The 13,313-nt window shown below is 33.8% G+C and carries 12 protein-coding genes; 7 read left to right on the forward strand and 5 right to left on the reverse strand.

Going from position 1 to position 13,313, the window contains the following annotated elements; translation table 11 throughout:
* The first annotated feature begins 49 nt into the window (after positions 1–49).
* The 3 genes from cofD (at position 50) to K5783_RS05180 (ending at position 2,631) form a co-directional block, all read left to right on the forward strand.
* Complete coding sequence (cofD, locus tag K5783_RS05170; protein WP_109876119.1) at positions 50–970, forward strand: 2-phospho-L-lactate transferase; 921 nt, start codon at positions 50–52, stop codon at positions 968–970.
* 1 nt (position 971) lies between these two features.
* Complete coding sequence (gene cofC, locus K5783_RS05175) at positions 972–1,610, forward strand: 2-phospho-L-lactate guanylyltransferase (protein ID WP_297472597.1); 639 nt, start codon at positions 972–974, stop codon at positions 1,608–1,610.
* Positions 1,611–1,722: 112 nt separating this feature from the next.
* On the forward strand, positions 1,723–2,631 hold the full coding sequence (locus tag K5783_RS05180; RefSeq protein WP_297472599.1) for a TFIIB-type zinc ribbon-containing protein: 909 nt from the start codon (positions 1,723–1,725) through the stop codon (positions 2,629–2,631).
* On the opposite strand, the gene K5783_RS05185 is transcribed toward K5783_RS05180, so the two are convergent.
* Positions 2,620–3,609 (reverse strand): CPBP family intramembrane glutamic endopeptidase, encoded by a 990-nt coding sequence (locus tag K5783_RS05185; protein WP_297472601.1) that lies wholly within the window; start codon positions 3,607–3,609, stop codon positions 2,620–2,622. The two genes, K5783_RS05180 and K5783_RS05185, sit on opposite strands and share 12 nt — an antisense overlap.
* Before the next feature lie 5 nt (positions 3,610–3,614).
* Positions 3,615–3,923: a stress response translation initiation inhibitor YciH gene (gene yciH, locus K5783_RS05190; protein WP_109876122.1), complete on the reverse strand. Its 309-nt coding sequence runs from the start codon at positions 3,921–3,923 to the stop codon at positions 3,615–3,617.
* Between the two features lie 104 nt (positions 3,924–4,027).
* Between yciH and K5783_RS05195 the strand changes: the two genes are divergently transcribed.
* The 3 genes from K5783_RS05195 to K5783_RS05205 are packed head-to-tail and all read left to right on the forward strand — an operon-like array spanning position 4,028 to position 6,318.
* Positions 4,028–4,357: an Sjogren's syndrome/scleroderma autoantigen 1 family protein gene (locus K5783_RS05195; protein WP_297472602.1), complete on the forward strand. Its 330-nt coding sequence runs from the start codon at positions 4,028–4,030 to the stop codon at positions 4,355–4,357.
* A gap of 34 nt (positions 4,358–4,391) precedes the next feature.
* Entirely contained in the window at positions 4,392–4,562 is a 171-nt protein-coding gene (locus K5783_RS05200; protein WP_297472604.1) for a preprotein translocase subunit Sec61beta, read from the forward strand.
* 7 nt (positions 4,563–4,569) lie between these two features.
* Complete coding sequence (locus K5783_RS05205) at positions 4,570–6,318, forward strand: DUF2070 family protein (protein ID WP_297472605.1); 1,749 nt, start codon at positions 4,570–4,572, stop codon at positions 6,316–6,318.
* Here the strand turns inward: K5783_RS05205 and K5783_RS05210 are convergent.
* Positions 6,302–6,955 carry a hypothetical protein gene (locus K5783_RS05210; RefSeq protein WP_297472606.1) on the reverse strand — a complete coding sequence of 218 codons (654 nt, stop codon included), beginning with the start codon at positions 6,953–6,955 and terminating at the stop codon, positions 6,302–6,304. The two genes, K5783_RS05205 and K5783_RS05210, sit on opposite strands and share 17 nt — an antisense overlap.
* Before the next feature lie 80 nt (positions 6,956–7,035).
* Between K5783_RS05210 and K5783_RS05215 the strand changes: the two genes are divergently transcribed.
* The gene (locus K5783_RS05215) at positions 7,036–9,501 is read left to right on the forward strand and encodes an ABC transporter substrate-binding protein (protein WP_297472608.1); all 2,466 of its coding nucleotides are present in this window, start codon (positions 7,036–7,038) and stop codon (positions 9,499–9,501) included.
* Here the strand turns inward: K5783_RS05215 and K5783_RS05220 are convergent.
* On the reverse strand, positions 9,486–9,977 hold the full coding sequence (locus tag K5783_RS05220; RefSeq protein WP_297472609.1) for a DUF367 family protein: 492 nt from the start codon (positions 9,975–9,977) through the stop codon (positions 9,486–9,488). The two genes, K5783_RS05215 and K5783_RS05220, sit on opposite strands and share 16 nt — an antisense overlap.
* Before the next feature lie 34 nt (positions 9,978–10,011).
* Positions 10,012–13,299: a lamin tail domain-containing protein gene (locus tag K5783_RS05225; protein WP_297472610.1), complete on the reverse strand. Its 3,288-nt coding sequence runs from the start codon at positions 13,297–13,299 to the stop codon at positions 10,012–10,014.
* Positions 13,300–13,313 lie beyond the last annotated feature (14 nt).

Below are 13,313 nucleotides of genomic sequence, written 5' to 3' on the forward strand. Positions count from 1 at the left end.
GTAATATGGAGTAATTTAGGTAAACCCGATAGTCTTAGGGGAAAATGGTATGATTACAGTATTAGCAGGAGGAACAGGTTCGGTCAAGTTAGTAAGAGGGTTAGTTGCTCAAGAATCCAAAGTTAACGTAATTAGTAATGTAGGAGACAATTACTGGCTTTATGGACTCTATGTTTGTCCAGATATTGATACAATTGTTTACGGCTTGGCAGATTTACTTGATCAAGAAAGAGGTTGGGGAATGAAAAAAGACACATTCAACTTTTTGCGTCAAATGGAAGTGTTTGGAGAAGAAACATGGTTTAGAGTAGGAGACAGAGATGCTGCAACTCATTTGATTAGAACTAACATGTTAAAGAATGGAAAAAATCTCAGTGACATCACTAAATGGATGTGTGAGAAATTCGCAGTGAGTGCAAATATTATTCCAGTAACAGATAACAGTATTGAAACTAGAATTACTACAGATAAAGGAGAACTACATTTACAGGAATATTGGGTTAAACATAGAGGCAAAGATCCTGTTTTAGGAATTCAATACATTGGCGCAGACAAAGCACGTCCAAATCCTGAAGCAGTTAATGCAATACATGATGCAGACATGGTAATTTTAGCACCAGGAAATCCTCTAACATCAATCGGCCCAATGCTTCAGATAAAAGGCATTAGAAAAGAACTCTCGAAAATTAAGAAAAAAGTTGTGGCAGTTAGTCCATTAATCGGAGATGATGCCGTAAGCGGACCTGCAGCAAAATACATGCAAGCGGCGGGAATTGAATCAAATGCTTATGGGTTAGCAAAGATGTATTCAGATGTATGTTCAAATATCATCATAGACAGTAAAGACAGACTCCTAACAAAAAAAATTCAGAGTTTAGATATGAGAGTTTTTGAAACAAAAATCACCATGAAAAATAAATTAGCTGAAGACGCATTAGCGAATTTTATTTTAAAACAAGTACACGTTTAATTTGAAAATTGCAGTAATTATTCCTGTAAAGACCTTCACCAAAGCAAAGACGCGTTTAGATTTATCATCAGAGAAAATAGATAATTTATGCAAAATAATGCTAGAAGAGATTTTACATACAATATCAATTTCACCTCAAATTGATAAAACAATCATAGTAACAAAAGAAGAAAAGGCAATAGAGATTGGGAAAAAATTCAATGCGGTAATATTAGTAGATGAAAAAGAAGAAAGTGTAAATAGCGCAGTTGCACTTGCAGACAAATATCTTTTAGAGAACAACTATGATGCATCTATCGTTTTCCCACAAGACATACCATACATCAAAACTCAAGATATTGATTTTATGTTAAATTACAAAGCACCGCCAAATTTTGCGATAATTATTCCATCAAGAAGATTTGATGGTACAAATGCCCTTATGAGAATGCCAATAGATCTCATGGAAACTCATTACGATGAAGATAGTTACAAAATCCACATGAATACGGCCAAAGAACATACTCTTAATGTTGCAATGGTTTTTGTAAAGAGAATCATGTGGGATGTAGACAATATTGAAGATCTGAAATTTCTACTAGAACAAAATGAAAAGCCCCAAATTGCAGAAAAAATTAAAAAAATTTTAGAGATCAATTAAATCAAAACCATAGATAGGATCAATGGAGAAAGAGAGGGATCATCAACAAACTTATAAACAATAAATTAGAAAATGTTAAATATCATAATAAAAAGTTTTGGGAGATATAAAAATGGTTAAAAAATTAAATCCAAAAGACAGATGTCCAAGATGTGGGCAGGGCACAGTAGTCACAGATGCCAATACAGGAGAGAATTTTTGTGGAAAATGCGGATTTGTAATTACAGATAAAGTTGAAGAGTCTGGACCTGAATGGAGATCATTTTCAAATGAAGGCGAAAACAAAAGCAGGGCAGGAGTTCCAACATCACTTGCAATGCACGATATGGGATTAGCCACAGTAATCAACCCACAAAATAGAGATGCAACAGGAAAGCCACTCACAGCGTCGATGAAAAGTACAATTGAGAGACTAAGAACTTGGGACAGTAGAAGTCAAGTTCACGAACCAGTAGATAGAAATTTCAGACAAGCATTTAGTGAATTAGACAGATTAAAAGACAAACTTGCAGTAGGAGATGCAGTTATTGAAAAAGCAGCTTATATCTACAGAAAAGCATTAGAAAAAGGACTAGTACGTGGACGTTCCATTTCAGCTTTAATTGCATCAGCATTGTATGCAGCATGTAGAGATACAGAAACTCCCAGAACGTTAAAAGATATAGGACAGGCAAGCAACATCAAGCGAAAAGACATTGCAAGGTGTTATCGTCTTTTGCTAAGAGAATTAAATCTGAAAATGCCGGTAGTGGATCCTGTAAAATGTATTTCAAGAATTGCAAGTAAAGCAGGATTATCAGAAAAAACAAAGAGAAAAGCGACAAAGATTTTACAGACTGCAGAAGAAAATAAAATTTCAGCAGGTAAAGATCCAATGGGATTGGCAGCTGCTGCACTTTATGTTGCATGCGTCACAAATGGAGAAAACAAGACTCAACGAGATGTTGCAGAAGCTGCAGGTGTAACAGAAGTCACAATCAGAAACAGGTACAAAGGATTGAAAGTAGCGTTAAATCTCTAGAGCAGATTCTTTTTTTGAATTAAATCGATTCACAAATAAAATTGATGTAGAAATTATTCCCGATATTAACAAAAGTATTTCCAATGAAGACATTAGTGAATGAGAAAATGCTTCTTCAACAGATATGAAATTTAATTGAGAAACGAAATTAGCATAGGAGAAAATAAAATAATTCATTGCCCAATGGATTAAGAGTGAAGCTACGAATCCATATCTTAGATATACCCATCCTAAAATAATTCCACTAGCAGCAGCTTGAGCAAATTTTCCTTCACTCCAAGATTCTGCAAACGCAATATGTGCAAAACCAAAGAATATACCTACAAAGACAATTAGTAAAATTGCTTTTTTATTATCGTGGAGATGTAATGAACTAGGAGTCCACAAACATTTGATGAAATATCGTAGTGAAGATTTATGAGAGTATAGGACAAATAATGGAATACCTATCAAAATCAGACGAAACCCAAATTCTTCAATAAAAGGTGCAAGGCTAACATAAAAAAACTGAATCAGATCATTATCGTCTAGTGGAGGTACAGTTACAATTCCAAATGCCTCTTGAATAAAATTAATCAACGCAGAGATTAAAATTAAAATTGAAAACCATTTTGTAATTCCAATCATATAGTTAGACGTAGTGTTGAATTTGCCAAAAGAGATGATTGATGAAATAGATTTCAGAAACCCATCTTTTGGGCCAAAAATTGCGATTGCAAACAATATTGCATAAAAAGTCCACAAAACAGCAAAAACATCCCCAATACTAACATCAAGATGAAATTGATACAATTCTGTGCCTTCAAAAAGTGTCAAATGAGTAAGCGGATATTCATGATTGATATCCCCACCAATATCACTTTCAAAAACAATGTAAACACCAATGGGAAACGATACAAGCAACAAGCCAAGAATGACCGATTGTAATGCCGTAAATGGAATTCCAAGGAATTGAAGAATTCTATTTGAATTTTGCAATGTATCTAATGTAATTCTATGGTATCTGCGGCAAATCCCAAATTAATCAAAGTGTCTTTGATAGTATCTCGATGATCACCTTGTAAGAAAATATATCCTTCTTTGGCAGTTCCGCCACAAGCATATTTGTTTTTGAGTTCTTTGGCAACAGTTTCTAAATTATTTAGTTTTGGATCTAACCCTTCAATCATTGTGCCTTTTTTCTTAAATCTTCTAGTTTCTAATCTAATTATAATTTTAGTACTATCTTTGGCCAGTTCACCGCATGCGCACAAATCTTCTGGTAGACCACAAGTATTACAAATTACTGCCATTCGTTCGAAATAAATTCAATTATACGCACTATTAAGCCTTGTTTGGTTAATTCTTACAAAATGAAAATAAACGGATTTTTTAGACAGAGAATCAAAGATAAATTATGCCAGAAGATCTTACAAAAAAAGCTGCTGAAATGCTTCTAAACGGAGCAACATTACTTGGAGAGCCTTGTCCATATTGCTCAGGAGTCAGAGTAATGAAAGAAGGGCACGCATTATGTGTTAGTTGTGGACGTGAGCCAGAAAAAAAAGAGATCATGACAGAAACTCCACAACACCCAAAATCAAGATTAGAAGAAACTTTAGAAAAAAAGATAGAATTACTCTCAAAAGAACTTGAAGAGGAAAAAAACCACGATAAACAACAAAGTATTCTAAAATCAATTAATTCAGTGCTAGAAACATTGGGAAAAATCAGAGAAAAACAATAAAGTATTTATGTAAAAATCCGTGACTCGAGGTATAATGAGTAGCAACAAGAAAAAATCAGCACCACTTCCAGCGTCAAGTGGAGGTCTCATGCGATTCTTCGAAGATGAGACAAAAGGATTCAAAATAGATCCAAAAATAGTAGTATCAATTCCAATTGGCTTAATTGTAATTTCATGGGCAATTGATCTTTTCCTAGCTTCGTGAAAAAACAATGGAACAAGATCCAGACGATGTTTCAAATATACACAATAGATTCTCGCTTACTCTAGTTAATCCATCATCACATTATTTTTCATTAGTAGTATCACTAATAGTATCTTCAGTGATGGTTCTTGCAACATATTTTGGTTATTTGACCAATGTAAGTTTTGAACAAAATTGGTATAGACTGCCACTTGTTTTAGGGGTTCTAGTTGTAACACAATTATTAGATACAAGATTTTCCAAGAAGAAAGAACTTTCAAAATCACTGCATTCATCTCTTTTTGGAAATATGTTATGGACAGTTACAATTTTGATGGGAATACTATCAAGCATAGTATTATCAAAAGAGATAGAATTATTTTTCATAGTTTTTGGAGTGTTGCTTTTTGCTAGTTTTAGAATAGGAATTTACACTACAACTCTTGGAGCAAGTCTCAAAAAAGCTTGGGCAATTTGTTTTATTCAACCATTAGCAATGTATTTGGTATTAATTCCGCAAGACATGTGGTTTTCAATACTTTCTGAACCTATTGGGTTAGTATATGGAATATCATTTATGGTAATAGCAAGCATATGGTCAGTTCTCACTGACAGAGCAGGAAGACCAGGAATGGAAAGTACACATAAAACAATTCAGGCATATCTTGCATCACAAGGAAATGATTTTGATGATGCTGAAGAATTAATGGAGCAGCGATCAAATGAAACTAAAGTTACTACATCACAGTTAAGATTATCATCACCTAATGGAGAAACAGAGTTTCGCATGGTATTGCCAGAAATTCACCCAGGACCATATCATCCGGTAGGCGGAAGCAATATCCCATACCTTATTTACAAAAATTTATCATCATCAGCAATGGTGATGCACAGTATTTCAGATCACTCATTGAATCTACCATCAAGAAATGAAGTTGAAAACTATCTGAAAAAAATGCAAGACAGTAAAATCAAAGAAGAAGGACTACAGTGTACAGAACCAGTCACAGTGCAAATAAACAAAGCCAGAGTAATAGGTTTACTTTTTGGAAATAATCCACTCTTGTTTTTGTCATTGTCGCCTCATGGTATGGAAGACATCCCTAGCTATATGAAAACAGAAATAGAACAATATGCAAAAAATAGAAATTATTCAAGAACAATGATTGTAGATTGTCATAATGCAATGGGGGAAGAAATTTCAAAAGAGGATGGCGAAGATATGTTAAAAGCTGCAAAATCTTGCCTAGACACTCTAATTACAAAAGAGAACTATCCAATAGAATTCGGTTATGCTAATTCAGACGATATGGATGTATGGACAGAAGATTTGGGGATGGGAGGCTTGGGAATTGTTTGCCTAGTAATAAACAATAAAAAATATTTTCTCGGATGGGCAGATGCAAACAATATGGAAAATGGAGTAAGAGAGAAAATAATAGATAATTTTTCAAAATTAGATTATAATTTGGTGGAAATCTGCACTTCAGATACCCATTATGCTCCGGTAAAAGCTAGAAACAGAAATGGGTATTATCAATTGGGGTTGATTACAAGTGCAGATAAGCTTTCAAAGTGGTTTTTGGAAATTGCTAGAAATGCAGAATCAGATACGAAATCTGCAAAATTTGAAATTTTAGAGAATGAGGCAAGTGTGAAAGTAATGGGGCATGAAATATACGAAGATTATTCAAAAGCACTAGACAATTCGTTGAAAATCACCAAAGCATTTGTCATTGGCGGAGTGCTGTTTTTCATAACTAGTCTGTTCCTATAGTTTTCATTTGATCAATATTCCCATAAAATTCATCAATAAATGAAGTGAATTGGAAGATTGGAACGATAGGAACATTTTCAATAAAATTAACCTTATCTTGATATAAAGTTACGATTACAGGCACTGCCATTCCACCAGGAGTTTTTTCAACATAGTGTTTTGTCCTCTCAATTTGTTTTTTAACTGCGGTTTTTAATGCAGATGAACTGTATCGCTTCCAATGCTTGCAATCGATTAAAATTGCAATACCTAATCGAATGCCAATTACATCAATTTCCATACGAGGTTTTGTAAGAATCATATTTTTAATCACTGCAAAATTTTTCGATGATAAAATTTCACCAGTCAAACCCTCAAAATCTTTCCAATCAAGAGAAATTGAAATTTCATCAATAGGGTAACCGTTTTCAAGCAATGCAACTGCAATTTTTAATTTATCACCATCATTAAAATAATAATTATCATCTTGTTTTGTACCAATTCCATTTTTGATGAATTCTTCAAGAATTATTTCAGAATCAACAAAATTAATTTTTGTAACAGCAGAAAAATCCTCGACGGATACGCCACCTTGAATAATTCCATTTAATCCAATTATCATCTTAGGATGAATTTTCAACTCCATTTTTTGGTTCATGGGCAGATATAGGTTTTAAGAACTATTAATTGGAAGTTATTATGATATAGATTTTATTACAAGCTTTGCAATGTAAGAATATGAAAAAATTGCTAGTAATTCTACTAGCTCTTTCAATTGCAACCTTAATGTATAACGAATCATTTGCAGAAAAAAATACGTTTTTTGATTCAGTTAAATTCATTCAATATATGGATGAAAACACAGCATTAGAGGAAGTAAGAAATGGAAATCTAGACGTGTATTATTATAGAATTTCATCAGATAGATTAGAAAATCTTCAATCAAGAGAAGGGTTACAGGTTTTTGATTCCACAGGAGGATCATACAGTATTCTTGTAAATCCTGCAGAATCTGAAAAATTCAATCCTTTTTCAAATAGAGAAATTAGATTTGCCCTAAATTATTTGGTAGACAGAAAATTAATCGTCAATGAATTAATGGGCGGGTATGGCTCACCCGTCATTTCTTACTATAGCCCATCAGATCCAGAATACCTTACGATAATCAAACAACTTGAGTCATTTAATTTCAAATACAACCCTGCACTAGCAGACGAGATAATCACTAGGGAATTAAACAAGAAAGGAGCAGTTAAGATAGATGGAAAATGGGAATTTGCAAATATTCCAATAGAAATCACAATTTTCATCAGAAGTGATGATCCTGTAAGAAAATCTATTGGAGAGATTTTATCAGGAGAACTAGAAAGAATTGGATTTACAGTCAAAAAGGATTTTGGAGATCTTAACAAAGCATTTGTTATAGTGTACGGTTCAAATCCTTCTGATTTGAAATGGAGTCTGTACACTGAGGGATGGGGGCGTTCTGCATTTGTAAAATATGATTCAGTAGGATTAGGTCAAATGTACTCTCCTTGGTTTTCAAATATGCCAGGGTTTAATGATCCAGCATATTGGAATTACAAGAACGAGAAATTAGATGCACTGACTCAGAAAATTTACACTGGAGATTTTGATTCATCAGAAAAAAGATCAGAGTTAATTCAAGAAGCTGTTGTTGAAGGAATTAATGAATCAGTTAGAGTTTTTTTGGCAAGTAAGATTGATCAATATGTTACAAATGAGAAAATTAACGGAGTAGTAAATGACTTTGGTGCAGGGGTTCCAAGCAGATTCACCCCAATTAATGCAAGAGGGGATAGTGATGAGTTAGTCATTGGTGTCAAGCAAATCTATCAAGGGGCATGGAATCCAATAATGGGGTTAACTGATAGTTATAGTAGACATATTTGGGGAATAATTTCAGATCCTGGAACATTCAAACATCCATTTACTGGTGAAACAATTCCAGTTAGAGCAGATTGGAAGATTGAAACCTCAGGGCCAGATGATAAAATAAAGATTCCAAATGAATCAAAAATGTGGAATCCTACATTGCAGAAATGGATGAATGTGGAACCAAACACGCTTGCAACAAGCAAAGTTACATTTGATTTTGAATTTAGTAACTGGCACAATGGACAAAAAATGGATATGAATGATATTTTGTACTCATTATATTTTACAATAGAATGGGGAACACAGACGGATAAGAATGATAGAACTTTTGATACCGAATTTACACCAAGAGCTGCTCAAAGTATCCAGACAATCAAGGGAGTAAATCCAATTGATGAAGATACAGTGGAAGTCTACGTAGATTATTGGCATTTTGATGACGGGGAAATTGCAGAATGGGCATTGTTGTGGAATTCAGTACCATGGGAAATTTCTGTTGCTATGGAAAAAGCAGTGATTGATGGTAAAGTATCATTTTCAAGATCTGGAGCAACTAGCAAAAATGTCAACTGGTTGTCATTAATTATTCCAAATGATGCAAACACCATCAAAAATTATCTGCAAGAATTCAAAGATACAAACTACATTCCAGAATCACTAAAAGAGAGCAAAGGGAATTCAGAGTATTTTCAAAACAGGTACGATGCATCAATTAAATGGATTGAAACTAATAATCATGCAGTAATTAGCAATGGACCATTTTATTTAAAATCATACTCTCCTGAATCAAGAACAATTACAGTTAAAGAATTCAAAGATGATTCATATCCATTTAAAATTGGGAAATGGGAACAGTTTGAAAAAGCAAAATTTCCACAAATAAAGAAAATAAATATGAAAGATATTTTTCAAAGAGGAAACGAAATAAATTTCGCGGTTGAGACAGAAAATTCAGATGAAATACTTTACTTTTTAACAAACAGTGAAGGAGATATGATATCATCAAAGACACTCAAATTAGATAAAAACAGCATTTCCGTTAACATACCTCCTGAAATTACAAATGAGTTGGGAATTGGATCAAACAACATCAAAATATTTGCAATTTCAGATTCTGTTTTAAAACCAGATTTTTATGAATCAAGTTTCATGATAACCAAAGATAAAGTAGAATTACCAAAAAGTGCTGATACAAACATCGATGTTTCAGAAAACAAAACAGAACTTTGGTATTGGATTATTCCATTTGGATCAGTGATTGGAATCATAATCATCATAAAGAAGAGACGTCATTCCAGACCATAATCTTTGAGAATCAATTCTATTTGTTGTTCATTTTCAAGTTTGGAGTATTCTTCAAAGAGGTTTTGGTTGAGTTCATAAAATGTATGCCCCCATTTGAATTTGTCAAGCAGTTCCAAACCTTGTTCCTTAAATCCTAGAATTATCAATGTTGCAGACAGAGCTTCAGCAGTAGTGAGTTTATTTAGTTTTGAATAGTTAACTGGGTTTCCAGCAAGCAGAGGAGGTAGTTTTCTCTTGATGCCGTTGAATTTTTTTGAGAAGGCATGTTCTGCAAGATTCCAGGAACAATCAATTCCAACAACCGAATTAATCAAAAACTTATCTTTAGGAAGCAAAGTTTTTTCAGAAAAAGGATCTAACACTAATCCTTTGGTCCCTATTTTTGTTATATTTTGAGCAAGTCCAAATTTCACCATTTTAGCAGCTGTGCATTTTTTAGGATCATCTTGATAAAACATCAAAACTTGTAACTTCATTTTGATTAGTGGTAAAATGTAGAGTATTTTGAATTTACTCTAGTGTTTTGTATGTTATTTTGTAGTAGAATCGTGAAACTTGATCATCTTTGATAATTTCTACATCCCAATTGGCGTCAGATAAGAATCCATCAGTAGATTCAGGCAAAATACTGAATTTTTCTAATCGTACATCAGGACCGCTATACCTTACATTTAGAGCAGTTCCATCAACTTCCACCACATCATAGATTTGTCCAGGTTTTCGGGTAGATTCACTAACGAGACATTCAGTATCAGGACCAATTATACAAATTCCAGTACCAGTGGAAACTTTGATGTTAACACTTGATTCCTCACCTCTAGCTGGAGTTATCAAAGAACCTGAAAAGACTCGAGGTGCAACAGTTACATCATTAACAATTTTTTCTGAAGTAAAAACAGAAATCATATTTTCAGCAAGTCTACTTTCTTTCTCAATTATTGTGTCTACTTTTGGAATTTTTGGTTTTTCAATTACGTTGAATTTGATGGATTTTGCTTCAAAATCTGCGTCAACTAATGCTTCGTATGAACCAATTGCAGATGCATCTGCTGGGATTGTGAAGTGATAGGTAAAAGAGCCTGACGAACTAGGACGAATTGTAGTTACAGGTCCAGAATTTTTACCACAAATAAAAGAGCCACATGATATTTCATTACCTGTTTTTTTAGCAACGCTAACTTCAAACTTTTCTAGATAGATTAGTTTGTTTGGTTTTCCAGTAATAACTACAACATCTCCAGGATAATATTCAGATTTATCAGTAGATAGTAAAAGAGACAAAGGAGCATCAATGCCAAATGCAAAATCATTTGCTACTGTAAATGTTGAAGTGGCAAGGGTGTTTCCATAAAGTGCTTTTACTGTATAACTTCCTTCACGAAAAATTGTGGCAGGTAATTCAAATAGACTTGAAAAGTCGCCGCCTTGTGTTGGATAAACAGATGATTCATGGATTTGTTTGTATGGAAAAGTGCCATCAAGAACTTGGATTAAGATTCGTTCAGGTATTACAAGGCCTTGATCACCTTGAACCCTTTTGATAATATTTCCAGTGACCTTTAGTTTTTCGCCTGCCTTGTAGAGGGATTTTTCAGTTGTTACAAAAACTGGAGTTTTTGACAGGGAGTCATTTTGAGGATCAGGTGAGACTTTGAAGAAGAGATTTTTACTTTCTGACGATGTAGAGATTTTGATTTTATATATTCCAAAATTGGATTTTGTTACATCTCTTTCTTTGACATCAGTTTTTAGATTTTGAGTTTTTTCAGCGATGGGAATTTTCCAGTCAAATGTGAATCGCTGTTCATGTACAGTTGCACCTAAATCAGTTCTAGTTCCATCAGGTCTGGTAATTGTTATGACTACAGAACGATCACCAGTTGGAGGAAGGACTCCTGCAAGATGGGCTGTTTCACCTAATCCATATACTTCTTTATCAAGAGAAATGATAGCACCACTTTTCAAATCAAGGGAATTGGCAATTTCAAAACTATTGGTTACCAATAACCCCTCATATTGAGCTTTAACGACATATTTACCTTCAGAGAAAATCAGTTTGTTCAGATCAGTAGTGACGGTAAAGATTCCTGATGATTCAGGAATGGCAGTAAAGTCATAATCAATTGAAACACCGCGGGTAGAAAGGTTCCCAGTATTGGCAGAACCAGTAATTTGTAACGGTTTTCCATCTTCTGTTAGAATTGTGACTTTAACAGGAGCAGTTTCGAAACTTGCTCTGGAAACGGTGTTAGCTATCTGACCAGTGATAATGATTTTTTTGTCTATACCAAAATCATATAGAGGTTTATCAGTAAAGACGGTAAGAGGAAGATTTGATTTGACATATGTTGAAGGATCTCTTACTACTTGGATGTATTTTGTTGCAGAGCCAATATCTTTGTTGACATTTATAGAATAACCACCTAATCGTGAGTCGCTTTGCGGAATTTTAAACGAATATTTGAATTTACTATCTCCATCTAATCGTACTACATCAAGAATTTTTAATGTGGAACCGCCACCTGTAGTGCCTCCCAATGAAAGATTCTTTGTCTGAACAATTTCTAAATTAAATGAATCCACCCATTTATCATTTAATCTTCCAGTAATAGTGACAGTTTCTCCTAATCCATAGACTTCCTTGTCAGTCCATAGTGAAATTGATTTATCTTCTTTTACATCTTTGATTACTTCAAAAGTCACTAATGCGGATTTGTCAAAATATTCAGCATATACCTCGTATGTACCATAGACTGGACTTACAGTTGTTAAGAATAAACTAGTCGAAAATTTATCCTTTGTCGGATACAAATTGCCACTTGAGACAACTTTACCTTGAGGGTCTTTCACAGTTACTTTCATTCCTTCAAATGGAATAGTTTCTGAAGTAAGACCAGTTATTGAAACCAGTTGTCCTGGAATGTATTGAGATTTATCAGTAATTATACTAAGAGAGGAATCTCCTTTTGTTTTTTGTTCCGCCAATTCATAGCCGACTAAGAAATTAGTTTTTGCAGTTGAACCTGCATATGAAACTGATACTGTATATTCTCCTTCATTAATTCCCAGAACCTGATGTAAGTTTAGAGAAGTTTTGTAATTGAGATTTAAATCAGGGTACAAAGTAAGAGATTGTGAATAATCAGGCCCAGAAATATTTACTTTAATTGGCTCTGATTGGAAAAAGGGTTTAACAATAAAAACTTCTTCAGACACGCTGCCCTTTATTGTTGCAGTTTGACCAAACAAGTATGATGGTTTATCAGTAGATATGGTGACCGTGATTTCATCTGAATCTTGAGCCTCTACAAGCTTACCATTTGAAGAACCTGCAGTGGATGTTACAAATTTCCAATCATCAGAACTATCAAAGTCATAACCATCATAGATTCTCTGCCAAGATTTAAAATCATTTTGAATATCAGCAAGTAGTGGAGTTTTGTCAATCACAATTCCATTTTTATCTCGTAGTTCAACGGATTCATTTGAATCAGTAAACCAAACACTTTGATAAGAATAGGTCAAAAATTGTCCAGGTTGAATTATAGTTCCACTAGGAATAGTCATAGTTTTTTTAAGAACAGTAGTTGATGCAATTTTCCAACCACCCAAGTCAACATTAGAATTAGTAGGATTGTAAAGTTCTATCCATTCAGATACAGATGTCGCATCATTTCCAGGAGGATTGATATCAACTTCATTTATCACCACATGCTCAGAGTTTGTTTGAGCATATACAGGAACAACAAGTGCAACTAGTAAGAACAAAGATAGTACTAAAGATAGATGATTTTTCATTGTTATTTCCTGTT

The sequence above is a fragment of the Nitrosopumilus sp. genome (assembly GCF_025699125.1).
GTDB lineage: Archaea > Thermoproteota > Nitrososphaeria > Nitrososphaerales > Nitrosopumilaceae > Nitrosopumilus.

Coding starts and splice junctions, on each gene's coding strand:
- K5783_RS05205 (WP_297472605.1), top strand. CDS start 4,570: ATGGAACAAGATCCAGACGATGTTTCAAATATACACAATAGATTCTCG.
- K5783_RS05195 (WP_297472602.1), top strand. CDS start 4,028: ATGCCAGAAGATCTTACAAAAAAAGCTGCTGAAATGCTTCTAAACGGA.
- K5783_RS05200 (WP_297472604.1), top strand. CDS start 4,392: ATGAGTAGCAACAAGAAAAAATCAGCACCACTTCCAGCGTCAAGTGGA.
- cofD (WP_109876119.1), top strand. CDS start 50: ATGATTACAGTATTAGCAGGAGGAACAGGTTCGGTCAAGTTAGTAAGA.
- K5783_RS05220 (WP_297472609.1), bottom strand. CDS start 9,977: ATGAAGTTACAAGTTTTGATGTTTTATCAAGATGATCCTAAAAAATGC.
- yciH (WP_109876122.1), bottom strand. CDS start 3,923: ATGGCAGTAATTTGTAATACTTGTGGTCTACCAGAAGATTTGTGCGCA.
- K5783_RS05210 (WP_297472606.1), bottom strand. CDS start 6,955: ATGAACCAAAAAATGGAGTTGAAAATTCATCCTAAGATGATAATTGGA.
- K5783_RS05180 (WP_297472599.1), top strand. CDS start 1,723: ATGGTTAAAAAATTAAATCCAAAAGACAGATGTCCAAGATGTGGGCAG.
- K5783_RS05225 (WP_297472610.1), bottom strand. CDS start 13,299: ATGAAAAATCATCTATCTTTAGTACTATCTTTGTTCTTACTAGTTGCA.
- K5783_RS05215 (WP_297472608.1), top strand. CDS start 7,036: ATGAAAAAATTGCTAGTAATTCTACTAGCTCTTTCAATTGCAACCTTA.